The following is a 26,872-nucleotide window of genomic DNA, read 5'->3' on the forward strand; positions in this document are numbered from 1 at the left end:
CTTATGCCCTTACTCGACGTACGAAATCTAACGATTGAACTCGATACGCCCCACGGTAGAGTGCGGGCGCTAGAAAAAGTCAGCTTAACACTCAATGCGGGCGAAATTCATGGGCTAGTTGGTGAATCTGGCTCAGGACGAAGTTTGTTAGCCAGAGCGATTTTAGGCATCCCCGGCCCCAACTGGACTATTACTGCAGACCGCATGATGTGGGATGGCAATAACTTGATGGCCATGAGCTCAAAAGAGCGCCGTAACCTGATGGGTTCAGACATGGCAATGATCTTCCAAGATCCGTCTGGCAGCTTAGATCCAGCACAAACCGTTGGCAGTCAGTTAATGCAAGCTATGCCTAAAAATCCCAACGCCTATTTTTGGCAACGGCGCAGACATGCAAGACTTACAGCACAGAAATGGCTGCATAAAGTCGGGATCAAGAATCCGCGGCAGGTGATGTCTAGCTACGCATGGGAATTATCCGAAGGCGAATGCCAAAAAGTGATGATTGCGATGGCGGTTGCTAACCAGCCTCGCCTCTTGATTGCAGACGAACCCACAAGCTCGATGGAGCTCAGCACTCAGGCGCAAATTTTCAGATTATTATCCCAATTAAATCAATTACAAAACGTATCGATTCTATTGATCAGCCACGAGCTGGAAACCTTAGCCCAATGGTGCGATCACTTATCCGTGCTCTATTGCGGTCAAGTCATGGAATCTGGGCCGACGGACGAAGTGATTAAGCAGCCTTATCATCCTTACACTAAGGCGTTACTCGAAAATATGCCCGACTATTCAGGCTCAGGTGGTCACAAGGCGATTATGCCTACCCTACCGGGTTCTGCGCCCGCCTTACAGCATTTGCCTATTGGTTGTCGTTTAGGGCCACGCTGCCCTGAAGCACAAAAAAAATGCGTTAATCAGCCAAATTTGAGTCATATCAAAGACCGCTATTTTGCCTGTCATTTCCCTTATCACGGCGAAACCCATAATGACGACCCCACTGCTTAAAGTTAATGACCTTTATAAAAGATATGATACTGGTTATAAGGGCTTTTCCCGCCAATATAACGATGCATTAGCGCCCGTATCCTTTGAACTCGAACGCGGTGAAACCTTAGCGATAGTGGGTGAGGCGGGTTCAGGTAAAAGTACCCTCGCCCGCATTTTAGTCGGTGCAGAGCCCCGCAGCGGTGGTGAGATTTTTTTCGAAGGTGAAGCCTTAGATAGCCGCAATGTGAAGCAAAGATGCCGCTTAATTCGGATGATTTTCCAAGATCCGAATACTTCACTGAACCCGCGCCTAACGATTGGTCAATTGCTCGATGAGCCGCTGCGTTTCAACACCCAAATGTCTGCGCAATCGCGGCACACCCAAGTGGTCGATACCTTACGAAAAGTAGGTTTATTACCCGAGCACGCGGAGTTTTATCCGCACATGATTTCCGAAGGGCAAAAACAACGAGTCGCAGTAGCACGAGCCTTAATGCTCAATCCTAAAATTATCATTGCCGATGAAGCCTTAACCGCTCTGGACCTTTCGGTGCGTTCGCAAATTCTTAATTTGCTGTTAAAACTGCAAAAAGATCTCGGCTTGTCTTATATCTTCGTGTCCCATAATCTCAATATTATTCGCCATGTCAGCGATAAAATTATGGTACTGCACAAAGGTGTAATGGTTGAAAAAGCTGATACAGAACAAATATTTAATTCACCAAAACATGAATACACCCAGAGGTTGGTCCAAGAGCAGAGTCTGTTTGTTCACAAACGCTAAACTGCTCCAACCACTTAAATAATGAGGTGAATTGGCTAAAAATAGGTGCCATTTACCCGCCGAAATATTTATCCTATTGGTCATTTTGATAGAAGAAGCTTAAATATGATTATCAAACCAAAAATTCGTGGATTCATTTGTACCACTACACACCCTGTCGGTTGTGAAGTAAACGTTCAAGAACAAATCACCTTAACTAAAGCAAAAGGCAAGATCGCTAACGGCCCGAAAAAGGTATTAGTAGTCGGTTCATCAAGTGGCTATGGTCTGTCTTCACGTATCGCAGCCGCTTTTGGTAGCGATGCCGCAACGATTGGCGTGTTCTTCGAAAAGCCAGGTACTGAAGCGAAACCAGGTACTGCAGGTTGGTACAACTCTGCCGCTTTCGACAAATTTGCTAAAGCGGAAGGTTTATATTCTAAAAGCATTAACGGCGATGCCTTTAGCCATGAAGCTAAACAAAAAGTCATCGAGCTTATCAAGCAAGATCTCGGTGAAATTGACATGGTTGTTTACTCACTGGCATCACCAGTGCGCAAACTCCCAGATTCAGGTGAGCTTATCCGATCAGCTTTAAAACCCATTGGCGAAACTTACACAGCGACTGCCGTTGATACCAATAAAGACTGCATCATTGAAGCCACCGTTGAGCCAGCAACTGAGCAAGAAATTGCCGATACTGTCACTGTTATGGGCGGCGAAGATTGGGAACTATGGATCAAAGCCTTATCTGAAGCCGGTGTATTAGCCGATAACTGCAAAACCGTAGCCTATAGCTATATAGGTACAGAACTGACGTGGCCAATTTACTGGCACGGCGCCCTTGGCAAGGCCAAGATGGATCTGGACCGCGCAGCAAAAGCCTTAAATGAACAACTGTCAGCCACTGGCGGCAGCGCAAATGTTGCAGTGCTAAAGAGCGTTGTGACTCAAGCGAGTTCGGCCATTCCTGTCATGCCTTTATATATCGCTATGGTATTCAAGAAAATGCGTCAGGAAGGTCTCCATGAAGGTTGTATGGAGCAAATCTATCGCTTATTCAGTGAGCGCCTATTCCGTGCCGATGGTGCAAAACCTGAGACCGACAGTGATAATCGCTTACGTTTAGATGACTGGGAACTGCGTGAAGATATTCAGCAACACTGCCGTAATTTGTGGCCACAAGTGACCACAGAAAACTTATCAGAATTGACTGATTACCGTGAATACAAAGCTGAATTTATTAAGTTATTTGGTTTTGGTATCGAAGGCATTGATTACGATGCCGACGTTAACCCATACGTTGAATTTGACGTTATCGAACTCTAATCAACTCGATAGCGAATCACTGCTTATCACAAACGTTAAACGCCACTTTTTAGTGGCGTTTTTATTTATAACTCCCAGATTAAGATGCGCTACACTAGCTGCAGTTGACCCCTAATAATCCCTCAATAAGGAAAATCAATGAAAATTAGCGCAAGAAACACCCTCAGCGGTACAATCAAATCCATAGAAATGGGCGCTGTAAACAATGAAGTGACAATAGAACTTGCACCCGGTGTCGTACTGACCTCTGTGGTGACTAAAGCTTCCTGTGAGCGCCTAGGGCTCAAAGTGGGTGATTCGGCTTATGCCCTCATCAAAGCCAGCAGCGTAATGATTGGCGTTGATGATTAACCATTCAATTCAGTAACGTGGCGATTGAAGTAATGGAATATGGAGTCTGACAGTGTTGCGATAGTGGATATCCTTCGAACTTCATTGGTAAACTTTATCGAATTAAAAAACAAAAAGGCCAAGTGAACTCACTTGGCCTTTTCTATTTAATCAGTCGGATAGTAAATTTAATAACTCACTATCCTCACTGAAATTATTCTTCTACAGGGTAAAGCACCTTGGCATTGGCTTTAAGCGAATCGATCAAGCCACGGTAGTCTGCTTCACTGTATTGTGCGTTCAGACGTTGTTTAAGTGCATTAACTAGCTCATCACTCACACCTTCTGCAGCGTTGACTTTATCCAGTGCAACCACAGCATAACCGTTTGCTAAACCAACGGTATCAACAACAGGAGTTGTACTTGGTGTTGGCATTTGGAACGCTTTGCCTACAATCGCAGCATCAACGTCCTGCGCGCCACGGCCTAGTTTCGCTTTAGACACTAAACCAAGATCAGTTGCACCCGCTTTAACTTGTGCCATCAGTTCCTGTGCTTTTGCACGGGCGGCTTCGTTTGCTTGATCTTGCTTCAAGCGCTCAGTGATGTTGGCTTTCACTTCAGCTAAGGCCAAAGTACCCGCATCATGATGTTCTTTCACTCGGATAACAACCACATGGTTAGGTTCAAGCTCAATCACTTCACTGTTTAAACCTTTCAGCATCACAGTTTCAGAGAAGGCAGCTTTAACTAAGTCAGGCTTGTTTAGCTCAGCAGGTGCGTTATCGCGAGAAAACAGTGCTGTAGTCTTAACATCAACGCCAACAGCTTTTGCGGTTTCAGATAGTGTATCTGGCACTTCATAGCTGGTATCCGCTAATTTACTTTGTAAGCTATAGAACTGGTCAACCGCTTTCTTATCTTGCAATTGAGCCACTATCTTAGCTTTCACATCAGCAAACGGTACAGTCGCGCCAGATTGCACATCTAATAGCTTGATAATATGGAAACCAAAGTCTGTTTTAACCACCGCAGAATGTTGGCCTTTATTTAATGCAAATAAAGCGGCATCAAATGCGGGGTCCATTACACCAGGTTCAAACCAATCCAGTTTACCGCCCTGCTCTGCACTCAAAGTATCATCAGAGTTAGCTTTAGCCAGATCAGCAAAATCGGCACCGCTATCTAATTGCTTAGCGAGATCTTCAGCCTTGGCTTTTGCTGCCGCTTCATCGTTACCTGGCATAACCAAAATATGCGCGGCAAGACGCTTCTCGTTAGAAACATATTGTGCTTTATGTTCTTCGTAATACGTTTGTGCTTCTTCATCAGAAACTGGATTATTTTTAGCAAAATCAGCAGCATTCAGTTCAACATATTCTAGGCTCACCATCTCAGGGCTCATAAACTGCCCTTGGTTTGCGTCGTAATAGTTTTTCACTTGCTCGTCAGTCACAACCGCTGTCGCTAAGAATGGTGCAGAATCGACAATAACATAGCGCACATCACGGGTTTGGCCTTGTAACTCAGCCAATTGCTTAGCTTCGCCAGGTAACACGAATTCAGTACCCACAAGGGCTGCAGTTAACTGACGACGGGTCATATCGACACGCATCATGTCTCTGAAAGTCTGTGGCTGATAACCTAACTGACGCAGAATCGCCTGATAACGATCGTTATCAAATTTGCCATCAGTTTGAAATGCCGGTTCAGCTCTCATTGCAGCAACAATTTGCTCGTCAGATACACGTAGACCCATAGCCTTAGCAGCTTGATCTATCAACTTGTCAGCCACTAAGCGTTCTAATACGCTCTGCTTAATGCTTTGTAAGTATTTTTCGTCAGCAGATAACGCAGCAAACATTTCACCTAGCTGTTGCTCCATGCGAGAGCGCTCGCTCTGGTACGCCTGTTCTAGCTCGGCTTTAGTGATCTTGTCACCGTTCACTTCTGCCGCAGGCACATCAGTTGTTGAACCTAAGTAACTACTGACTCCTGCAAATGCAAAAGATAAAATCACAAGTACGAGAATGCCTTTAGCAATCACGCCTTGCGAACCATCGCGGATCTTTTCTAACATCAGATTTCTCGCTTGTTGCGATTAACAAAATAAAAAGGCGCATCAGGTTGAGATGCGCCTTTCTGTAATTTATGGGGAATATTCAGACGCTACCACTGGTAAATTCTAAAACCCCGAGTAATGGTAGAAATTAAGCTTCATATTCCATTACTTTCAATTCGTAAAAAGCACTGATAAACAGTGCTTGTCATTACGAACGCCTTACAAAGGCTACGATATTAATGATTAATTAACAGCGTCTTTCAGTGCTTTACCAGCTTTGAATGCAGGAATTTTAGCTGCTGCGATTTTGATTTCTTCACCCGTTTGTGGGTTGCGACCAGTACGCTCAGCGCGTTCACGCACTTCAAAAGTACCAAAACCAACAAGAGAAATTTTATCACCTTCTTTCAGACCTTCGGTCACAGCAGCGATAAAAGAATCCAGTGCTCGGCCAGCAGCGGCTTTAGAAATGTCAGCACCAGATGCGATTTTCTCGATTAGTTCAGATTTGTTCATGTCATCCCCTTGAATGTAATTTTTTTGCGCCGCAACCAAATCCGTCTCTAGAGCGGTCTGCGGAGGCTTTTATAACAAGCTTGAATTCAAAGTTCAAGCTGAGTTCGAAAACCAAAGAATTAAAACTGGATACAGCTCAAAGCCAGTTGCGCCAAGGGCTTGGAGCAGCTGGCTCTCCACAGACCTAGGCTACCACAGGTCTGCGCTTTGTTAAGCCCCTTTTTTCATTTTTTTTAACGTGATAGCGCAATTTCTTGCGTTATGCCAAGTTTTTAACCACTTCGAAGCCTTCTACCGGCCTTTCTAGTGCCAGTTTTAACACTTCATCGACCCAACGCACGGGACGAATTTCTAAATCGGCAATCACATTGGCAGGAATTTCTTCCAAATCACGCTCGTTTTCTTTTGGAATAAGCACCAATTTTATGCCGCCGCGGTGTGCTGCCAGCAGTTTTTCTTTCAAACCACCGATAGGTAACACTTCACCACGTAAGGTTATTTCACCTGTCATGGCCACATCAGCACGCACGGGGTTACCCGTTAAGCTTGATACTAACGCGGTACACATTGCCGCACCTGCAGATGGACCATCTTTGGGTGTCGCACCTTCTGGCACATGCACGTGGATATCACGCTTCTCGTAGAAATCCGCATTGATACCTAATTGTTCCGCACGGGCGCGAACAACTGTCATCGCTGCTTGAATCGACTCTTGCATCACGTCGCCAAGGGAACCAGTATAGGTTAACTTCCCTTTACCAGGCACTGAAGTTGCTTCAATCGTCAGTAAGTCACCGCCCACTTGAGTCCAAGCTAAGCCAGTCACTTGACCGATTTGGTTCTTAGACTCGGCTTTGCCGTAATCAAAGCGCTGCACGCCAAGGAAAGACTTAAGATTCTCTTGGTTGACAGTCACTGACTTAACTGACTTATCGAGCAAAATCATTTTCACGACTTTACGGCAAATCTTAGACAACTCACGCTCGAGCGAACGCACTCCTGCTTCACGGGTGTAGTAGCGGATAATGCCAACGATAGCACTATCCTCCACCTGAATTTCAGCCGCTTTTAAGCCGTTGCGCTCAATTTGCTTATTCAGTAAATGTTGCTTAGCAATATTCAGTTTCTCGTCTTCGGTGTAACCCGATAAACGAATGACTTCCATACGGTCAAGTAGTGGCCCAGGAATATCCATGGAGTTTGACGTTGCAACAAACATCACATCGGATAGGTCGTAATCGACTTCGAGGTAATGATCGTTAAAGGTCGCATTTTGCTCAGGATCTAACACTTCTAATAAAGCAGAAGCCGGATCGCCGCGCATATCAGAACTCATCTTGTCGATTTCATCGAGCAAGAATAACGGGTTTTTCACGCCGACTTTAGCCATCTTTTGAATGACTTTACCTGGCATAGACCCAATGTAAGTACGGCGATGACCACGGATTTCCGCTTCATCACGCACGCCACCGAGGGCAACACGCACATACTTACGACCGGTGGCCTTAGCGATCGATTGACCTAGCGAGGTTTTACCCACACCTGGTGGCCCCACTAAACACAGGATTGGCCCTTTAAGCTGACGCACTCGGCTTTGGACTGCCAAATATTCCAAGATACGTTCTTTGACTTTTTCAAGACCAAAATGATCGGTGTCGAGTACTTCTTGGGCTTTGGCTAAATCACGTTTGATTTTAGAGCGCTGGCTCCAAGGCACAGCCGTCATCCAATCGACATAACTGCGAACAACCGTCGCTTCAGCCGACATAGGTGACATCATGCGTAACTTGTTAAGCTCGGCGAGGGCTTTCTCTTTCGCCTCAGCGGGCATGTTAGCCTCTTCAATCTTACGATTTAAGGCTTCAAATTCGTCATGGCCTTCATCTAAGTCACCCAGTTCTTTCTGGATGGCTTTCATCTGTTCGTTCAGATAGTACTCACGCTGACTCTTTTCCATCTGTTTTTTAACGCGAGTCCGGATACGTTTCTCAACCTGTAATAGGTCAATCTCCGATTCCATCATCGCCATTAGATATTCCAGACGTTCGCCGACGTTGACCATCTCAAGCACAGATTGCTTATCTTCAAGCTTAAGTGGCATGTGTGCGGCCATAGTATCGGCCAGACGCGCCGCTTCATCGATACCCGATAAAGAGGTCAAGACTTCTGGCGGGATCTTTTTGTTCAGCTTGATATAACCTTCAAACTGACCAATAGCACTGCGCACTAACACTTCTTCTTCTTTGTCTTCCAGCGGTTCTGATTCCAGATACTCAGCCTTAGCCACAAAAAATTCTGTTTCTTGGGTATAACGGGTAATACGGGCGCGACGACCGCCTTCAACCAGCACTTTGACTGTACCGTCTGGCAGCTTAAGTAACTGTAAAATAGAGGCAACCGTACCCACTTCGAAGATGTCATCTTTTGATGGTTCATCGAGCTCGGCATCACGCTGCGCCACTAAAATAATTTGCTTATCCTGCGCCATTGCCGTTTCGAGACATCGAATAGATTTTTCTCGTCCGACAAATAACGGAATTACCATATGGGGATAGACCACCACATCTCGCAGTGGCAGCACGGGGAGTTCGATATGCGCTTCACGCTCTTGGGTCATAGTTCGATTCCGTTTTGGTGAAATGGATTAATACTGGAGTATATTGGGACGCTTTATGGAGTTTCAATGGCTAATACGAAAAAAGGAGTCCATTGGACTCCTTGTTTTTCAGTTTATTAGCGATCAGTACAATTATTGTTCGCCTGATGCCACTTGGGCCTCATTGTGCTCGTAAATCAAGATTGGTGCAGATTCCCCTTTCACGACTGATTCATCCACAACGGCCTTCACCACACCGTCAACGGATGGGATATCGTACATAGTATCCAGCAGAATACTTTCAACGATGGAGCGTAGACCACGGGCACCTGTCTTGCGAGACATGGCTTTGTGAGCAATCGCTTTAAGCGCATCTTCGCGGAATTCAAGCTCAACCCCTTCCATCTCAAATAACGCACTGTATTGCTTAGTTAGGGCATTTTTAGGTTGAGATAGAATTTGTACTAAAGCTTCTTCATCCAGCTCAGTCAGAGTCGCAACCACTGGCAGACGACCAATAAACTCAGGGATTAAACCGTATTTGACTAAATCGCCAGGTTCTACTTGTGATAAGGTTTCAGAGATCGTCGCTTTCTCTTTCTCGCCTTTCACCTGTGCACCAAAACCAATACCCGAGCCAACGTGCGCACGTTGCTCAATCACTTTCTCAAGCCCTGCAAACGCACCACCACAGATAAACAGGATCTTAGAAGTATCGACTTGTAAGAATTCTTGCTGTGGATGCTTACGGCCACCTTGTGGTGGAACCGCGGCAACAGTACCTTCAATCAGCTTAAGCAGCGCTTGCTGTACACCCTCACCCGATACGTCACGGGTGATTGATGGATTGTCTGACTTACGGCTAATTTTATCGATTTCATCGATATAAACGATACCACGCTGCGCTTTCTCAACATCGTAGTCGCACTTTTGCAGCAACTTTTGAATGATGTTTTCAACGTCTTCACCCACATAACCCGCTTCAGTCAGCGTAGTAGCATCTGCCATAGTGAAAGGCACATTGAGTGAGCGCGCAAGGGTTTCAGCCAGTAGGGTTTTACCGCTACCCGTTGGACCGATAAGCAAAATATTACTCTTGCCCAGCTCGATACCATCTTTAGGCGATGCATTTTTTAAACGCTTATAGTGGTTATACACTGCCACAGAAAGCACTTTTTTCGCTCTGTCTTGGCCAATAACATAATCGTCTAAATGTGCACGCAACTCATGTGGTGTCGGTAATTTATCGCTATCACGCTTTGGAGAGATTTCTTTAATCTCTTCACGAATGATGTCGTTACATAACTCAACACATTCGTCGCATACATACACTGATGGGCCAGCAATGAGTTTTCTGACTTCATGCTGGCTCTTTCCGCAAAAAGAGCAGTACAGCAATTTACCGCTGTCACCATTATTTTTGTTGTCGCCCATTAATTACCTCATTTGCAGTCTGCTCTACTGCCTGTCTTAAATTTGCTTAACTTTTACAAAGCATAGCTCAGTCAAAAGCAAAAATCAGCCGCGTTTCGTCATCACAGAGTCAACTAAGCCATATTCGACGGCTTGAGTTGCACTCATGAAGTTGTCACGATCGGTATCGCGTTCAATCACTTCGAGCGGTTGACCTGTGTGTTCAGCGAGCATTAGGTTAAGCTTATTTTTAATGCCTAAGATTTCTTTGGCATGAATAGCAATATCTGATGCTTGACCTTGGAAACCACCCAGCGGTTGATGGATCATCACGCGAGAGTTTGGTAAACAGTGACGCTTACCCTTCTCACCACCAGCTAACAAGAAAGCGCCCATACTAGCGGCTTGGCCGATACAGACAGTGCTAACATTCGGTTTGATAAACTGCATGGTATCATAAATCGCCATGCCTGCGGTGACAGAGCCACCAGGAGAGTTAATGTATAAAAAGATATCTTTATCTGGGCTTTCTGATTCTAAGAATAATAATTGCGCCACGATAAGGTTTGCCATGTGTTCTTCAACTTGACCTACCAAAAAGATAATCCGCTCTTTCAACAAACGAGAATAAATATCGTATGAGCGTTCACCCTTAGCAGTCTGTTCGATCACCATAGGCACTAAAGCACTTTGTATGTCTGACGCATTATGCATTATTCACTTCCCTAAATAAAAATGGCTCGCATGAGGAGCCTCATACGAGCCATTATAAATGGCGAACAGCTAATCAAGTCAAGCTTAGCTTATGCGCGACCGGTAGCCTTGTTCATAAATTCTTCAAAAGCGACTTGTTTTTCGGTCACTTTGGCAGATTTCAACAGTGCTTCAACCGCTTGCTCTTCTAAAGCAACGTTGCGCATGTTTTGCATCAGCTCTTTGTTGCTGTTGTAATAAGCAACTACTTCACTTGGATCTTCGTAGGCTGAAGCCATAGAAGCGATCAAGCCTTGTACGCGTTCATCTTCCGCTTTCAGTTCGTTAGTCTTGATGACTTCGCCTAATAGCAGACCGATTTTAACACGACGCGCAGCTTGTTCAGTGAACAATTCAGCTGGCAGTTCTGGCATGTTAGCCGATTGGCCGCCAAAACGTTGCATGGCTTGTTGACGCAGAACGTTAACTTCGCCATCGATCAATGCTTTTGGCAAAGTGATATCGTTGTTCGCTAACAGACCATTGATCACTTGCTCTTTCACGTTAGCTTTTAACGCTTGCTCAAGTTCACGGTTCATGTTTTTACGGATTTCAGTTTTAAGGGCTTCTAAGCCACCTTCACTGATACCGAACAAAGCAGCAAACTCATCGTTTACTTCTGGCAGGTTAGCCGCTTGCACTTCAGTCAGCGTAATCGCAAACTTAGCCGCTTTACCTTTCAGGTTTTCAGCGTGATATTCTTCAGGGAAGTTCACGTCGATAACAAATTCTTCGCCCGCTTTGTGACCTAAGATACCTGCTTCAAAACCAGGGATCATACGGCCGCTACCTAATTGCAGTTCGAAATCATCGGCTTTGCCGCCTTCAAATTCTTCACCGTCAACTGAGCCAACAAAGTTCATTTTCACTTTGTCGCCATCAGCAGCTTCACGCTCAACAGCAGCGAAAGTCGCGTGTTGTTTACGTAAGGTTTCAATCATAGTGTCAACGTCAGCGTCAGTCACTTCAGCTTTTGGCTGTTCTACTTCGATTGCATCTAAGCCTTTCAGCTCAACTTCTGGATAGATTTCAAAGGTAGCGATAAATTCGAATTTTTCGCCATCAGTAGAACCAGGAACAAAAGTCGGTGCACCCGCTGGGTTTAACTTCTCAGCAATAATTGCTTCGATGAAGTTACGTTGCATCACTTCACCCATGATGTCTTGACGAATCGCTGCGCCGTAACGTTTGTTTATAACAGTAACAGGCACTTTACCAGGACGGAAACCTGGGATACGAGCACGCTTAGCTTCACGTTGTAAACTGTCTTTAACCAGCTTTTCAATTTGTTCAGCAGGAACAGAAATGGTCAGGCGACGCTCTAGGCCTTGGGTTGCTTCAACAGAAACTTGCATTGTTTTACCTCGAAATTTGTCTAACGTCCTTTGTAATAGCCGATTCATCAACTATTCAGGTATTCGTTTCTTGATCATTAAATTTGACTACAATGCCCACCACAACTGGCTTTAGGCACAGGTCGCTCATAGTTGATATCTATCAAGACGCGACATTATAGCCACCGTTTTCTGCAGAGTCGAGCCTCAACAGCCGAATCTGGGGTATAAAAAAAGCGACACAAGGTCGCTTTTTTTAATTTGTACTCAAAGTACTAAAAATGGGGTGACTGATGGGGCTCGAACCCACGACAACCGGAATCACAATCCGGGACTCTACCAACTGAGCTACAATCACCACTGAAACTGGTACGCCCGGCAGGATTCGAACCTGCGACCACCCGCTTAGAAGGCGGGTGCTCTATCCAACTGAGCTACGGGCGCATGGTTTACAGAATTTTCTGTATCCTAACCGATTTGGAAAGCATTTATGCTAACCCTATCATTTGCCTATTTTAGTTCAAATTATTTTGAATTCATCGAAGCAAACGACAATAAAGTGGTCGGTGATAGAGGATTCGAACCTCTGACCCTCTGGTCCCAAACCAGATGCGCTACCGGACTGCGCTAATCACCGAAGGTCTTACATTTTACTTGGTATCAACTCAGAGGGTTTCCTCTGGTCCACTCTCATCCAAAATCTGGATGCACTACCGGACTGCGCTAATCACCTAAGGTCTTGCATGAAAGTTTCAGCGCAAGATGAACACATCTGCCTGAGAACGGAGCGCATCTTATCCCCTCACTTTACACCCGTCAACGATTTTTTTATCGTTCGACTCTAGGTGCTGAATTATCAGGCTAATCTGTTTTTTTTTATCCACTTGGCAACGGCTTTAACCATGACACAGTAGCTGTGCCCTGTTAAAATAGCCACGATTGCCAATCTCTGTGTTAACTACTGTTTTCACCATCGCCCATATAAAGGATATCCTACACCCATGACAGCCCAAATAATCGACGGCAAGGCGATTGCTCAATCCATCCGCACTAAGCTCAGCGAAAAAGTCACCGCCCGCAAAGAGGCTGGACAACGCGTACCGGGTTTAGCCGTAATATTAGTGGGAGCCGATCCGGCATCACAAGTTTATGTTGGCAGTAAACGTAAGGCTTGTGAAGAAGTTGGATTTATTTCTCGTTCATACGATTTAGAAACAAACTGCACTGAAGATGAATTACTCAACCTGATTGATAGTCTTAATGATGATCCGACAATTGATGGCATCTTAGTGCAACTGCCATTACCCGCACATATCGAAGACTCAAAAGTCATCGAGCGTATCCGCCCAGATAAAGACGTCGATGGATTTCACCCGTACAATGTCGGCCGTTTAGCCCAGCGTATTCCGGTGCTGCGCTCTTGTACCCCAATGGGCATAATGACACTCATCAAATCCACCGGCGTTGATACCTATGGTTTAGATGCTGTTGTGGTTGGCGCATCGAATATTGTCGGCCGCCCAATGACCTTAGAGTTGCTACTTGCTGGCTGCACCACCACTACTTGCCACCGCTTCACTAAGAATCTCGAACAAAAAATCCGTCAGGCAGATCTCGTGGTCGTTGCAGTGGGTAAACCCGGCTTTATTCCTGGCGAGTGGATCAAGCCTGGCGCGATTGTAATAGATGTGGGTATTAACCGTTTAGATAACGGCACCTTAGTCGGCGATGTGCAATATGACATTGCTGCGCAAAATGCCAGCTTTATCACTCCAGTCCCCGGCGGTGTCGGCCCGATGACGATTGCAAGCCTATTAGAAAACACCTTATATGCCGCCGAGCAGTATCATGACTAGGTTCTAGGTTCTAGGTTCTAGGTTCTAGGTTCTAGGTTCTAGGTTCTAGGTTCTAGGTTCTAGGTTCTAGGTTCTAGGTTCTAGGTTCTAGGTTCTAGCAAGCATAAAAAAACCTGCATGATGCAGGTTTTTTATTTACTGAAGATTTTCTTGAATTAAAAATATAGCGAATAAGCTTATTTCTTACGCCAAGTGGTGCCACTTGGACCATCTTCAAGCACAACGCCCAAAATATCTAAACGATTACGCGCCACATCCGCAGCAGCCCAATCCTTTTCGGTACGAGCACGGTTACGCTCAACGATTAAGGCTTCGATTTCGGCCACTTCATCGTCACTACCGCCGCCTTGAAAGAAGGCCTCTGGCTCTTGGCTTAATAGACCTAACACATCCGCTAATTGCTTCAAGGTGACCGCTAATGCCGATGCCTGTGCCATATCGGTCAGTTTTAAACGATTGATCTCACGCACCATATCAAATAGAACGGAATAGGCTTCAGGTGTATTAAAGTCATCATCCATCGCCGCTTTAAACTTAGCAATAAACTCTTCTGCAGGCGCCGCAACGACAGTTAAGTCGACATCTTTAATCGCCGTATACAAACGCTCTAAGGCTGAGCGCGCTTGTTTCAAGTTATCTTCTGAATAGTTCAGTTGGCTACGATAATGGCCAGATAATAAGAAATAACGCACAGTTTCAGCATCATAGTGACCAAGTACATCGCGAATGGTGAAGAAGTTGCCTAAGGACTTAGACATCTTTTCACGGTCAACCATCACCATGCCAGTGTGCATCCAATAGTTGACGTATGGCGTGTCATGGGCACAGCAAGACTGGGCGATTTCATTCTCATGATGTGGGAACTGTAAGTCAGAGCCGCCGCCATGAATATCAAAATGCAGACCTAAATGTTTGCTGTTCATGGCCGAACATTCGATATGCCAGCCAGGACGACCCGGTCCCCATGGGGATTCCCACGTTGGTTCGCCAGGTTTCGACATTTTCCACAACACAAAATCCATTGGATTTTGCTTGGTTTCGTCCACTTCAACCCGAGCACCGGCTTGCAGTTGATCTAAATTCTGGCCCGATAAACGGCCATAATCAGGATATGAGGCCACGCTGAAAAGCACATCACCATCGCTCGCCACATAGGCATGGCCACGGGCGAGTAATAACTCAACCATGTCGATGATTTCAGCAATATGAAGGGTCGCGCGCGGTTCAAAATCGGGACGCAACATATTTAAGGCATCGAAGTCTTGGTGCATTTCACCAATAAGACGCTCGGTTAAGGCTTCACAGCTTTCGTTATTCTCGTTAGCGCGCTTGATGATTTTGTCATCAACATCAGTAATATTGCGCTGAAAATTCACTTCATAACCCGCGTAACGCAGGTAGCGCACTATCATGTCGAAAGAAACAAAAGTACGGCCATGACCAATATGACAGAGATCGTATATGGTCACACCACACACGTACATCCCAATTTTCCCGGGATTAATTGGCTTAAATTCCTGTTTTTGGCGGGTAATACTGTTGTAAATCTTCAACATCGATATTCTCTTCAATGATACATTCAGGTGTAAAATCAAGGAGTCAGTCTATCACGGCCTGACAGGTTTTGAATACTGCACTTTGCGCGCAATCCGAGATAAGTTAGAATCGCGCCACTATTTACACAGAGTATGAAAACATGATCACATTACACACTAATTTGGGCGACATTAAACTGCAACTGAACGCTGAAAAAGCACCGTTAACAGTAGCAAACTTCATGAAATATGTTGACGAAGGTTTCTTCGACGGCACTATCTTCCACCGTGTGATTGACGGTTTTATGATCCAAGGTGGTGGCTTCAACGAAGACATGAGCCAAAAGCGTTGTAACGAGCCAGTGAAGAACGAAGCCAATAACGGTTTATCAAACCGTACTGGTACTGTCGCTATGGCGCGTACCTCAGATCCACATTCAGCTACTGCGCAGTTCTTCATTAACGTGAACGACAACACTTTCCTCGATTTTAAATCAGAAACCTCACAGGGCTGGGGCTACTGCGTATTCGGCGAAATCGTTGAAGGCATGGATATTATCGAAAAAATTAAAGCCGTTAGCACAGGCAACCGTGGTATGCATCAAGATGTGCCATTAGAAGCCATTGTGATTGAAAAAGTCAGCGTCGCGGCATAATACGGCGAATGCGAACTCTATTTATAGGCGATCTGCACCTGAGTGCAGATCGCCTTGATATCACCCAAGCGTTCACTCACTTTCTCGACACTGAACTCGAAGATGCCGACGCCCTTTATATCCTAGGCGATTTGTTTGAAGTCTGGGTTGGTGATGATATTGCCTTGCCTTTTGCCCTCGACATCGCCGAAAAACTCAAGCAAGTATCACAAAAGTTACCCGTGTATTTTATCCATGGCAACCGTGACTTCATGCTAGGCAAACAATTTGCGCGCGCCGCAGGCATGCAAATTTTACCCGAAGTCACTCGCCTCAATTTATACGGTGTCGACACTGTAATTTTGCACGGCGACAGCTTATGTACTTTAGATAAGGCCTACCAACGCTTTCGAAAACTGCGCAGTTTATCGCTGTCTCGTTGGCTGTATGGTTGTTTATCCAAGAAAACCCGTCAGGGCATTGCTGATAAAATTCGCAGCAAGAGCAAGAACAGCAATAAGCAAAAAAGCTACACTATCATGGATGTAGAGCCCAATGCGGTCGATGTTTTATTTGCCAAGACACACACTAAGCATATGATCCACGGTCATACCCACAGACCAGCCATTCATCAACTTGCTAATGGCTGTAAGCGTATAGTGGTTGGCGATTGGTATGAACAAGGCAGTGTGCTCAGTGTGAGCGCTGAAGGGATTAATTTACAGTCCTTACCCTTCGACCCGATGATGACCTAAAGGCATTGGCTTAAGTAGGCCTCATTTAGCGTTACTTAAGCTTAAATAGCTTAAATTTTTAGCTTTAATAGCTTGAAAATACTGTGATTAACGGTTTTTTAGAACCGTTAATCGTTTCAGCTATATGGACTTAACTCTACTCGTTTGGGGAAACAAAGCCGTTCAAATTAATTTAATAGAGGCGACCCACTGTGGAAACGAAACTCATCATCCTGCGCCAAAATCAACTCCGCTTCTAACTCGCCAAAGTACTTCACTCGCTCACTAATATCCTCAGGTGAAACCAACTGAGCTAACGCAAGATAATCTTGATAATGTCGAGCTTCAGAGCGCAGCAGTGACACATAAAACTTACTCAGCTCACCGTCTAAATAAGGCGCGAGTTTAGCGAAGCGCTCGCACGAGCGAGCCTCAATATATGCCCCTACAATCAACTTATCCCGCAAAATATCTTTCTCATGGGTTGTCACATGACTCATCATGCCCTTGGCATAACGACCCGCGCGAATATTGCGGTAATCAATACTGCGCTTGTGCATTAAATCCAATACTTGTTCAAAATGATGAAACTCTTCTTTAATCAAGCGGATTAAAGGTGAAACTAAATTCGCAGCAAACTTAAAGTTGGGCTTAGGTATAAGGTCAGTTACCAACTCATTCTTTTTCACATCACGGGCCAAAAAACTCACCACATCATGCTCTTGCGAATAAATAAACTCTTCATAGGGTTTAGCCCACGCCAACAAGGTTCGACCACTGTCTTTATCTAACGCATATTTTCGTAGCAAAAAAATCGCTGTCTGAGCGGCTTTTAACTCACAGTTACAATGGTCGATCAGCAACTCATCCAAGGAATCTGATTTTATCGCAACATCAATCCAAGTTTGCGGTGTTTCACAGTGAAGAAATGCGTGGATGGGGGCAAGAAGTTGCAGCATGGACTCACTCAATATCATTCTGAATATCGCACTATTTTACGCATATTTACTCATAAGCTATAGCATTAGGCTTAAGTAAACTTGACGCGCTGAACTTTTTGTTCAATAAATAATCTACACTCTAAAGAACTGAGATCCTGATCACACAGCCTCTCACTTCTCTATGTGTAACCAATCGATGGATAAAGAGACAGGACACCATTTTAACCTCGATTGTAGAGCTGTTATCAGCTCGTCTGACGTTTGGCGAGCCATTCATCAATGCTGAACAAGGATAATTATAATGATACTGAATCACTTAATGGGGCTATACACTCATCCAAAACAAGAGTGGCAAACAATTGAAAAAAACCATGAGGCACTGAAAAGTAGCTTAAGTCATGTAGTACTTATCGCCTTAATTCCGGCGGTGTGCAGCTATATAGCTACGGCTTACATTGGCTGGAATCCTGGCGCTGGCGATCCTATTTACCTTACACCACAAAGTGCCCTGTTTATGTCCGCAGGCATGTATTTAGGCCTAATTGCAGGCGTATTCGCCCTTGCCTATTTAGCCTATTGGATGGCAAAAACCTTCGATGCTAACCCAACTTACACCCAAGCATTAGAGCTCGCGTCCTACACTGCAACCCCATTGTTTATGGTCGGTTTAGCCGCATTATATCCAGTGCTATGGTTTATCATGATAGTGGGGTTGATTGGTTTAGCCTACTCAGTGTATTTACTGTACGCGGGGGTGCCTATCATTATGAATATCCCCGAAGAGAAAGGTTTTATCTACGCCAGCTCTATGGTGACAGCAGGCTTAGTACTTTTGGTGGGGCTAATGGCAACTAGTGTCATTTTATGGAGCTTAGGCTTTGGTCCTATGTACCAATAACCATTTTAATTCATCACAAATTTAATCAACAGCAACTCAAGCTCTGCGTCGCAATTGATTTGTAGCAGAAAATAAAAAAGAAGGCCGTAAAGGCCTTCTTTTTTGAGTTGAATTAACGCTCTGAGCGATTTAGCAGATCTGTTTGACTCACTCAGTCAAACAGATCCACTTAAGCAAAATCACTCGAAAGAATCACGCAGCGCTACGGTTAAGTTAAACACTAAATTATCCGGCGATGAATCTTTGCTGTCAGCGCAGAAATAGCCTTCACGCTCAAACTGATAGGCTTGTTCCGCAGGTGCATTCACTAAGCTTGCTTCTGCAAAACCTTGTACAACGATCAATGATTCAGGGTTCAACACTTCATCCACAGTCTCTGCCGCAGCAGGATTAGGATCGGTAAATAAACGCTGATAGAGACGGAATTCAGCAGGCTTGGCAGTAGATGCCTCAACCCAATGGATCACGCCTTTGACTTTACGGCCATCTGCAGGGTTTTTACCTAAAGTTTCAGGATCATAAGTACAGTAAACCGTCGTGATATTACCTTCGCTGTCTTTGTCACAACGTTCAGCTTTAATCACATAGGCATTACGTAAACGCACTTCTTTGCCTGTAACTAAGCGTTTGTATTGTTTGTTCGCTTCTTCTTTAAAGTCTGCCACATCAATCAATATTTCTCGGCCAAAGGCTAATTCACGCGTCCCCATGCTCTCATCATTTGGATGAGCGGCCGCTTGAATGTACTCAAGTTCACCTTCAGCATAGTTTTCAATGATGACTTTCAATGGACGCAATACGGCCATCGCACGCGGTGCATGTTCGTTCAATTCTTCACGAATACACGCATCTAACATGCCGACTTCAATCATATTCTCTTGCTTAGTCACGCCGATACGTTGACAGAACTCGCGAATTGACGCCGGTGTATAACCACGGCGACGTAAGCCTGCAATCGTTGGCATACGTGGGTCATCCCAACCTGACACGAGTTTACGGGTCACAAGGTCGTTCAGCTTACGTTTAGACATCAAGGTATATTCGAGATTTAAGCGGGAAAACTCGTATTGACGAGTACGATTCGGCGCTTGAAAATCGTTCAAATTATCCAACACCCAATCGTATAAACGACGGTTGTCTTGGAACTCTAATGTACATAAAGAGTGGGTAATATGTTCTAACGCATCAGAAATACAGTGCGTGAAGTCGTACATTGGGTAAATGCACCACTTGTCACCTGTTTGATGATGATGGGCAAAACGAATACGGTAGATGATAGGATCGCGCATACACATGAATGGCGATGCCATATCAATTTTGGCACGCAATGCGCACTCGCCTTCTTTAAAACCACCGTCGCGCATCTTAGCGAATAAGGCGAGGTTTTCTTCGACAGATGTGTCGCGGAAAGGACTGTTTTTACCTGGCTCTTTTAACGTACCACGGTATTCACGGGTTTCATCCGCATTCAAAAAACACACATAAGCCAAACCTTTATTAATCAGTTCAACCGCATATTGATGTAACTGATCAAAATAGTTTGATGAATAGCGAACATCGCCATCCCACTGGAATCCAAGCCAACGCACATCCGCCTGAATAGAATTAACATAATCAATGTCTTCTTTTTCAGGATTAGTATCGTCAAAACGTAAATTACACAGACCTTTATAGTCTCGCGCTATCCCAAAATTTAAGCAGATAGATTTAGCATGACCAATATGAAGATAGCCATTCGGTTCCGGCGGGAAACGAGTCTGTACACTCGTGTGCTTACCGCTTTGTAAATCTTCATCTATGATATTACGAATAAAGTTACTCGGACGTACTTCAGTGTCCACATGACTCATGGAATTCCTCTTTGCGAACAATGGCAATTTTAAGAAAACCAGCATGATCCTACAGATCACCACTAGTTACAATGCCTAGGGTTAAAAACTCTGGTTTTTGACTGTTTAGGGTTATAACCGCGATAGTAAAACAATAAAAGCAGCCATGAAAGCTGCTTTTATCTTTGACCTAACTAAGCTGACATTTATTATTCAGTCACGCCGACTCAGTAAATCTTACTCAGTGATAATGCGGATCCCAGGAATAATCTGCTGGCTTCTTTTACCCTTACGTTTCAACCACAGATAAAAAGCGGCTAATGCAAACAAGAAGAAACCAATCCACAGACTTGATTGAACTGGGTGCTGCGTAAAGGTAGCGGCTTGATAAACTACCGTTGCAGAACCATAAGCCAGTGAGAAAGTCCACGTTGCCGCGAACGTCGCCCACCGAGAACCAAACTCATGCACTAAGGCGCCCATTGCCGCAACACAAGGAGTATAAAGTAAGATAAACAGCAAATAGGAGAAAGCCGCAACTTTACCACTAAAACCTGCTTGTAAAGCACCGAAAGTCGATGTCGCAACACCTTGTTCTTCAGCAACGGTTTCTTTATTGGTTAAATCACCGACCGACAGTTTAAGCGGATCTTCAAGATCTAAACCAAACAAGTTAGCTGGAATCGTTGCCAGAGCCGCATTAAAGCTTTCACTCAATGGTGCAAGTTCTTCATCTGTCGGCGCCGCGCTGCTGTATAGACTGTTTAAGGTACCAACAACCGCTTCTTTGGCGAAAATACCCGTGATAATACCGACGGTTGCAGGCCAGTTATCCTGCTCTATGCCCATAGGCGAGAAGATAGGCGTGATTTTTTGACTCGCGACACTCAGCAAAGATGCTTGGCTATCTTCATGGCCAAATGTGCCATCAACACCAATAGCATTAATGAAGTTCAATAAGGTCACGACTAGAACAATCGTTTTACCTGCGCCTAAGATAAAACTCTTAGTGCGTTTACCTGTACGAACCATAACAGCTTTCAGCTTAGGTAGTTCATAACTTGGCAGCTCCATCACCACAGCGCTACTGCTGCCGGGTAATAAAGTGCTTCTGAGTAATAAACCCGTACCGATAGCGGCAAAGATACCAATAATATACAGCAAGAAGACTAAATTCTGACCTGAATCAGGGAAGAAAGCCGCCGCAAAAAGTGCGTAAACCGGAAGACGTGCACCACAGGACATAAATGGTGCCATCATCCCTGTCACAATACGCTCACGCTCACTGCCTAAGGTTCGCGTAGCCATAATTGCCGGCACTGAACAACCAAAACCGACAATCATAGGAACGAATGCTTTACCAGGCAGGCCAATACGACGCATTAAACCGTCAACCACAAATGCAGCGCGTGCCATGTAGCCAGAACTTTCGAGGATCGACAAACCGAGGAAAAGCGCCGCAATAACAGGAATAAAGGTTGATACGGTTTGAATGCCTTGGCCGACACCGCCCGCTAAGATAGTGACCAACCAAGCCGGAGAGCCCATGCTCGTCAAGAATGAACCGAAGTGATCGACAAACAGTGCGCCAGCAAAAACATCAAAGAAATCAATAAAAGCACTGCCAATATTAATGCTGAACATAAACATCAAATACATCACAAACAAGAACACAGGAATGCCAAGCACAGGATGTAAAACGAGTTTATCTAATTTGTCACTGAGGGTGAGGAGCCCTGACTCTTTCACTGAACCTTGAAAGACTTGTTCAACGAAATTAAAGCGCGTGGTCGCCACCATCACTTCAATATCATGGCCTTGCTGAGCGATAATCTGAGTACAGGAATTCACTTCATCCTGCAGTTCAGCATTTTTACAGCTACCACAACCTGAACCATTACCTAGCATAGCCAAAGCACGGCCGCGACTTAATTGGGTATCTTTGCTGCAAAGTAACTGCACGCCCGCTTCAATTTGTTCATCATAATTAAGCACTAATGGGGCTTCTGAGACTCGGCCTTGAAGTAAATCGAGTACCTGTGCCTGTACTTTAGCAACATCGGCAGGATCTCGTGAACACACGCCAATCACAGGGCAACCCAGCTCTTGGCTCATTTTCTTTAAATCGACTTTAATCCCACGTTTGACAGCCGAATCAATTTTATTCAGCACCACCACCATAGGGATAGCGAGTTCACGCAATTGGGCTGTGAGATATAAGTGACGTTCGATATTAGTGGCATCGACTAAATTGATAATGCCATCGACACGTTGCTCGGCAAGATATTGCTGCGCAATTTGCTCATCAAGTGAACAATCGCAACTATTACCCGCAGGAAGAAGGTCGTAAATACCCGGTAAGTCTGTCAGATAGACGTCAGCACCGTTTAAGGTGAAATGACCAGTCTTTTTTTCGACCGTAACACCAGACCAGTTACCCACTTGCTGATTTGCACCTGTTAGCGCGTTAAAGAGTGTAGATTTACCCGCGTTAGGGTTTCCTACTGTGACGCAATGAAACTGCTTAGCCATTCGTCTTTTCCACCTCAATGATGTCTGCCAAATCTCTGCGCATACAAAGTTTACTACCACGAATATCCAGTTCGAGACCAGAACCCATAGGTGCGTATCGGATCAATAAAAAACGCGTATTTGGCGTGATCCCCATGGACAACAACTTGCGCTTCACGGTTTGTGGCAGCGCCAAACGCCCCACTTCAGAAATAAGACCGCGATCGCCGGGACTGAGTTCGCTTAACTTCATTACGTATTCCACCTTGCAACAGGTTCAGCTCGAAAAACTGCGCCCATTGTAACCGAGCGATGACACTAATAACTTTACCTAGATCAAGATTTTTGATTGGTAACGATAATAGTTTTCAATTGTGTTGGGTATTATGTGATAAAAATTCCAATGAATAAACGACCAACCGAAAATAAAAATCCGCACCTTAGCATTAGTGACTATCAAGCGATGCACAGAAGTCAAAACGCTGTAAACAAATCCCACCCGAAGCAAGTGTGATCAAAATCACACTTAATCTATATCGCCTGTAAAATCATCCCTCTTTACAGTGAAAAGACCCCGCAATGTTAAGCACGTGTCACACACTTGTTCTAATATTAACCGAGCTCAATAAGCTACATTAGCAATGTCGAAAGCGTAAAAATAACAAATATAAATGCACTCGGGAAAACATAACCATGGAAATAGGGCTAAAGTTCAGAAGCATAGCTAAGGCTATGCTATGTATTTTGTTATCAATCGCGAGCGTTTCGGCCTCAGCGACCCCTTGGGATGACAAAAAACCAGAAGAAGTTGTTGCGACATTAGACAAAAAATTCGCCGAAGGTAAGTATTCCGCTAAAGGCGCTGATACTTGCCTGATGTGCCACAAAAAAAGTGCCGTGGTGATGGCGATATTTGAGGGGGTTCATGGCAACCCTAATGTGAAAGATTCACCCATGGCCGATTTGCAGTGCGAAGCCTGCCACGGCCCGTTAGGGAATCATAATAAAGGTGGCAAAGAGCCGATGATCACCTTTGGCGCAAACTCCCCTGTTCCCGCGCAAAAGCAAAACAGTGTCTGTATGAGTTGCCACAATGACAGTCAACGTACCGCATGGAAAGGCAATCACCACGATAACGCCGATGTCGCCTGTAGCAGCTGCCATCAAGTGCATACCGCAAAAGATCCTATCAGCGATAAAGCCAATGAAGTCGCCATTTGTACCCAATGCCATACCCAACAAAAAGCCGATATGCACAAGCGCTCGGCGCATCCATTACAGTGGCAACAAATGGTGTGCAGTGACTGCCATAATCCCCACGGCAGTTTAAACGATTCAAGCTTGAAGCAAATGAGTGTTAATGAAAATTGCTATAGCTGTCATGCCGAAAAACGCGGCCCTAAACTGTGGGAACATGCCCCCGTCACCGACAACTGCGCTAATTGCCATAATCCCCACGGCAGCGTGAACGAAGCCATGCTGATCAGCAAACCGCCACAACTGTGTCAGCAGTGCCACGCTTCGGATGGCCATAGCAGTAATGCCTATTTTGGCAATCAAACCAATGCCTTCACTTCTGGTAATTCCTGTATGAATTGTCACGGACAAGTGCATGGCTCTAACCATCCTTCTGGCAAATTACTACAGAGATAACAAGGGAATGATCATGCGAACAGCTAAAATGTCCCACCCTAACGCTTATTTCTCCCTCACTTTGCTGGCTTGGGCGATAAGCGGTGTTTTGACTCAAGCACACGCCGAAGGTTATGAGCTGCAAGAAGCAAATCGAAGTAGCATAAAGACCGAGGCATGGAGCTGTAAGCAATGCCAACCTAATATAGGGCATATTGGCAATGTCAGTGCCAGCCTCGCTTACAACGATAGTGAGGACAGCCGTTTCGGTAACCGCACAGGGACAGATAATGATGGTCTCGTTGGCACCGTCGGTGCGGATATGGTGTACAAAACGCAGACGGGTTATCAAACCGAGCTGGTCGCGGACAAGTTAGGCTTTGACGCTGGCTCTGCCATGCTCACAACCGGAAGGCCGGGAAACTATCAAATCAACTTGGGTTATAGAGGCTTAGCAAACTATAACCATAATCAACTCAAAAGCCCCTATACCTCAGCGCAAGATAAAATGTTATTGCCCGATAACTGGATAACAGGCGGCACAACGCAATCTTTGCCTATGTTACAGAGCAGCCTTGTTAGCCAAGATTTAAGCATTCAACGTGATCGCTTTAGTATCGGTGGTTACTACGCGGGCAAAATATCACCTGAAGGTGACAATAACAGTCACTACAAAGCCTCGCTAAACTATCAGCATGAAGACCGCAGTGGCGCAAAAAAGACCAGTGCCAATATACTCATCAATAGCGTTATGCTAGCCCAACCAATTGATGACAGTACTGATGAAGTCGATGCGAGAATTTATTTTAACGGTTCAGGCTGGCAAGCAGGCATCAATAGCCAAATCAGCCAATATAAAAATGATCACCAAGCCATGCAGTGGCAATCAGCCTACACACCCAACTTTGGTGCAGCATACTTAGGCCAGAATGCGGTCGACCCCGACAATAAAGCCTACCGAGTTGCCGCAGAAGCCTCAGGGGGGGCAAATGGTCAAAATGTATTGATGCACGCAGGCTTTAGTCGCATGACCCAAGATGACACGTTTAATCCTGCCACCATCAATGGCCCATCGCCCGTCCTGCCTGCGGATACCTTAAATGGCCAAGTTGATATTGTAGAGATGGACCTTAAATATTCAGGACGGATCAACCAAGATTTAAGCATGCAGGCAAGCTACAACTATCAAGACAGAGATAATAAAACGGCTCAATTAGACTTTCCGCAGATCATCACCGACAGTATTAATCAAGGCACAGCCCAAAATAGACTTTATGATAAGCGCACCAAAAAACTCGAACTTAAAAGCAAATACCGTTTTACCTCAGCGGCTTATGCCGAAGCGGGTTACAGCCATAATGAAAACGATTATGCCGAACTCGACCGCCAATCCATCGATGAATCTGGCGTGTTTGCTAAACTAAGTTATCGCTATTCACCCGCATGGTCAGCTTGGTTGAAAGGAGAAGCACTAGAGCGAGATGGCAGTGAATATCATCCCGTCGCAACCACTCAAAGTTCAAGTAATCCTTGGCTACGTAAATCCTACCTTGCCGATAGAAAAAGACAGAAAGTCACCTTACACACGGATTATCAAACTGATATGGGCCTCTCGCTGGGCGCCAGCTTACACAGTGTCGATGACGACTATCATCATACCCTAGTAGGTCTAACTCAGGTGTCCTATCTCGGTTACGACTTGTCAGCCCAATATGTGCTGAGCAGTGACCTCAATTTAACCGCCTTTGTTAACCAAGATTGGCGCGATTCAGACCAAGCGGGCAGTAATTCCTTCTCGACACCCGATTGGTACAGCACTGCCGAGGAAAAATCGACCTTGATTGGTGCAGGGCTTAGTTATCAAAACCTGTTCGATCATCACCTCGATATTGGTTTGGATTACAGCTATTCCGATGGACAGAGTGATACAGAAGTGACCTACGGCATCACCAGTCCCTATGGCGATTTTTACGCCCGCAAACACAATATTAATGCCTACGCTAAATATAAGTTTGCCGACAGTATGTCGCTGCGCGTCGATTGGTTATTCGAAAAATATCAAGATGCTAACTGGCAAAACCAAGGCACAAGCTGGGACACGATTCCCAACGTACTCAGTTTTGGTGATATGGGCCACGACTACAACGCTCACTACTTAGGCTTGACCTTAAGCTACCAAATGTAACTTAGGCACTGACAGCGCATTCCAAGG

At 45.1% G+C, this 26,872-nt stretch carries 21 protein-coding genes and 3 tRNA genes; 10 read left to right on the plus strand and 14 right to left on the minus strand.

What is annotated here, in order from left to right; translation table 11 throughout:
* The first annotated feature begins 3 nt into the window (after positions 1 to 3).
* From RA178_RS14340 to RA178_RS14355, 4 genes are all read left to right on the plus strand, one after another.
* A complete protein-coding gene (locus tag RA178_RS14340) occupies positions 4 to 1,011 on the plus strand; it encodes a peptide ABC transporter ATP-binding protein (RefSeq protein ID WP_113938851.1) in 1,008 nt (335 codons plus the stop codon).
* Positions 992 to 1,777 carry a peptide ABC transporter ATP-binding protein gene (locus RA178_RS14345; protein WP_105252932.1) on the plus strand — a complete coding sequence of 262 codons (786 nt, stop codon included), beginning with the start codon at positions 992 to 994 and terminating at the stop codon, positions 1,775 to 1,777. The genes RA178_RS14340 and RA178_RS14345 overlap by 20 nt, the downstream gene beginning before the upstream one ends.
* Positions 1,778 to 1,882: 105 nt before the next feature.
* The gene (fabV, locus tag RA178_RS14350) at positions 1,883 to 3,085 is read left to right on the plus strand and encodes an enoyl-ACP reductase FabV (protein ID WP_105252933.1); all 1,203 of its coding nucleotides are present in this window, start codon (positions 1,883 to 1,885) and stop codon (positions 3,083 to 3,085) included.
* A gap of 138 nt (positions 3,086 to 3,223) precedes the next feature.
* Complete coding sequence (locus RA178_RS14355; RefSeq protein ID WP_006085368.1) at positions 3,224 to 3,436, plus strand: TOBE domain-containing protein; 213 nt, start codon at positions 3,224 to 3,226, stop codon at positions 3,434 to 3,436.
* A 193-nt stretch (positions 3,437 to 3,629) separates the two neighbouring features.
* Here the strand turns inward: RA178_RS14355 and RA178_RS14360 are convergent, their stop codons facing one another.
* The 9 genes from RA178_RS14360 to RA178_RS14400 all read right to left on the minus strand — a co-directional run bounded on the left by RA178_RS14360 (position 3,630) and on the right by RA178_RS14400 (position 12,726).
* On the minus strand, positions 3,630 to 5,495 hold the full coding sequence (locus RA178_RS14360; protein WP_028760465.1) for a SurA N-terminal domain-containing protein: 1,866 nt from the start codon (positions 5,493 to 5,495) through the stop codon (positions 3,630 to 3,632).
* A 225-nt stretch (positions 5,496 to 5,720) separates the two neighbouring features.
* On the minus strand, positions 5,721 to 6,008 hold the full coding sequence (gene hupB / locus RA178_RS14365) for a nucleoid-associated protein HU-beta (RefSeq protein WP_255211589.1): 288 nt from the start codon (positions 6,006 to 6,008) through the stop codon (positions 5,721 to 5,723).
* 244 nt (positions 6,009 to 6,252) lie between these two features.
* A complete protein-coding gene (lon, locus tag RA178_RS14370; RefSeq protein WP_306682434.1) occupies positions 6,253 to 8,610 on the minus strand; it encodes an endopeptidase La in 2,358 nt (785 codons plus the stop codon).
* 132 nt (positions 8,611 to 8,742) lie between these two features.
* A complete protein-coding gene (clpX, locus tag RA178_RS14375; protein WP_028760467.1) occupies positions 8,743 to 10,023 on the minus strand; it encodes an ATP-dependent protease ATP-binding subunit ClpX in 1,281 nt (426 codons plus the stop codon).
* Between the two features lie 84 nt (positions 10,024 to 10,107).
* Entirely contained in the window at positions 10,108 to 10,716 is a 609-nt protein-coding gene (gene clpP / locus RA178_RS14380; protein WP_063883148.1) for an ATP-dependent Clp endopeptidase proteolytic subunit ClpP, read from the minus strand.
* 89 nt (positions 10,717 to 10,805) lie between these two features.
* Positions 10,806 to 12,110, minus strand: a complete 1,305-nt coding sequence (gene tig, locus RA178_RS14385) for a trigger factor (RefSeq protein ID WP_028760469.1) — start codon at positions 12,108 to 12,110, stop codon at positions 10,806 to 10,808.
* A gap of 261 nt (positions 12,111 to 12,371) precedes the next feature.
* Positions 12,372 to 12,447: transfer RNA gene (locus RA178_RS14390), tRNA-His, on the minus strand.
* Positions 12,448 to 12,456: 9 nt separating this feature from the next.
* Positions 12,457 to 12,533, minus strand: a tRNA-Arg gene (locus RA178_RS14395).
* A 116-nt stretch (positions 12,534 to 12,649) separates the two neighbouring features.
* Positions 12,650 to 12,726, minus strand: a tRNA-Pro gene (locus tag RA178_RS14400).
* 364 nt (positions 12,727 to 13,090) lie between these two features.
* On the opposite strand from RA178_RS14400, the gene folD reads away from it, so the two are divergent.
* Positions 13,091 to 13,945, plus strand: coding sequence for a bifunctional methylenetetrahydrofolate dehydrogenase/methenyltetrahydrofolate cyclohydrolase FolD (gene folD / locus RA178_RS14405; protein ID WP_014610292.1), 855 nt, complete (start codon positions 13,091 to 13,093; stop codon positions 13,943 to 13,945).
* A 176-nt stretch (positions 13,946 to 14,121) separates the two neighbouring features.
* Here the strand turns inward: folD and cysS are convergent, their stop codons facing one another.
* Positions 14,122 to 15,501, minus strand: a complete 1,380-nt coding sequence (gene cysS, locus RA178_RS14410; protein ID WP_105252936.1) for a cysteine--tRNA ligase — start codon at positions 15,499 to 15,501, stop codon at positions 14,122 to 14,124.
* Between the two features lie 140 nt (positions 15,502 to 15,641).
* Between cysS and RA178_RS14415 the strand changes: the two genes are divergently transcribed.
* Together RA178_RS14415 and RA178_RS14420 are read left to right on the plus strand one after the other, a co-directional pair.
* Positions 15,642 to 16,136, plus strand: a complete 495-nt coding sequence (locus RA178_RS14415; RefSeq protein ID WP_198572192.1) for a peptidylprolyl isomerase — start codon at positions 15,642 to 15,644, stop codon at positions 16,134 to 16,136.
* Between the two features lie 8 nt (positions 16,137 to 16,144).
* A complete protein-coding gene (locus RA178_RS14420; RefSeq protein ID WP_306682440.1) occupies positions 16,145 to 16,870 on the plus strand; it encodes a UDP-2,3-diacylglucosamine diphosphatase in 726 nt (241 codons plus the stop codon).
* A 167-nt stretch (positions 16,871 to 17,037) separates the two neighbouring features.
* Here the strand turns inward: RA178_RS14420 and miaE are convergent, their stop codons facing one another.
* Positions 17,038 to 17,808, minus strand: coding sequence for a tRNA isopentenyl-2-thiomethyl-A-37 hydroxylase MiaE (gene miaE, locus RA178_RS14425; RefSeq protein ID WP_306682441.1), 771 nt, complete (start codon positions 17,806 to 17,808; stop codon positions 17,038 to 17,040).
* 283 nt (positions 17,809 to 18,091) lie between these two features.
* Between miaE and RA178_RS14430 the strand changes: the two genes are divergently transcribed.
* On the plus strand, positions 18,092 to 18,688 hold the full coding sequence (locus RA178_RS14430) for a Yip1 family protein (RefSeq protein ID WP_105252940.1): 597 nt from the start codon (positions 18,092 to 18,094) through the stop codon (positions 18,686 to 18,688).
* Between the two features lie 179 nt (positions 18,689 to 18,867).
* Here RA178_RS14430 and glnS read toward each other — a convergent pair whose 3' ends face one another.
* The 3 genes from glnS to RA178_RS14445 all read right to left on the minus strand — a co-directional run bounded on the left by glnS (position 18,868) and on the right by RA178_RS14445 (position 23,281).
* A complete protein-coding gene (gene glnS, locus RA178_RS14435) occupies positions 18,868 to 20,538 on the minus strand; it encodes a glutamine--tRNA ligase (protein WP_306682443.1) in 1,671 nt (556 codons plus the stop codon).
* A 216-nt stretch (positions 20,539 to 20,754) separates the two neighbouring features.
* Positions 20,755 to 23,049, minus strand: coding sequence for a Fe(2+) transporter permease subunit FeoB (gene feoB / locus RA178_RS14440; RefSeq protein WP_306682445.1), 2,295 nt, complete (start codon positions 23,047 to 23,049; stop codon positions 20,755 to 20,757).
* Positions 23,042 to 23,281 (minus strand): FeoA family protein, encoded by a 240-nt coding sequence (locus RA178_RS14445; RefSeq protein ID WP_028760477.1) that lies wholly within the window; start codon positions 23,279 to 23,281, stop codon positions 23,042 to 23,044. The genes feoB and RA178_RS14445 overlap by 8 nt, the downstream gene beginning before the upstream one ends.
* A gap of 440 nt (positions 23,282 to 23,721) precedes the next feature.
* Here RA178_RS14445 and RA178_RS14450 point away from each other — a divergent pair, with 440 nt between their 5' ends.
* Complete coding sequence (locus RA178_RS14450) at positions 23,722 to 24,681, plus strand: DmsE family decaheme c-type cytochrome (RefSeq protein ID WP_263165956.1); 960 nt, start codon at positions 23,722 to 23,724, stop codon at positions 24,679 to 24,681.
* 13 nt (positions 24,682 to 24,694) lie between these two features.
* The gene (locus tag RA178_RS14455; protein WP_306682447.1) at positions 24,695 to 26,845 is read left to right on the plus strand and encodes an MtrB/PioB family decaheme-associated outer membrane protein; all 2,151 of its coding nucleotides are present in this window, start codon (positions 24,695 to 24,697) and stop codon (positions 26,843 to 26,845) included.
* The last annotated feature ends 27 nt before the right edge of the window (positions 26,846 to 26,872 follow it).

This window comes from Shewanella oncorhynchi, assembly GCF_030848765.1.
In the GTDB taxonomy this organism is placed as follows: domain Bacteria; phylum Pseudomonadota; class Gammaproteobacteria; order Enterobacterales; family Shewanellaceae; genus Shewanella; species Shewanella oncorhynchi.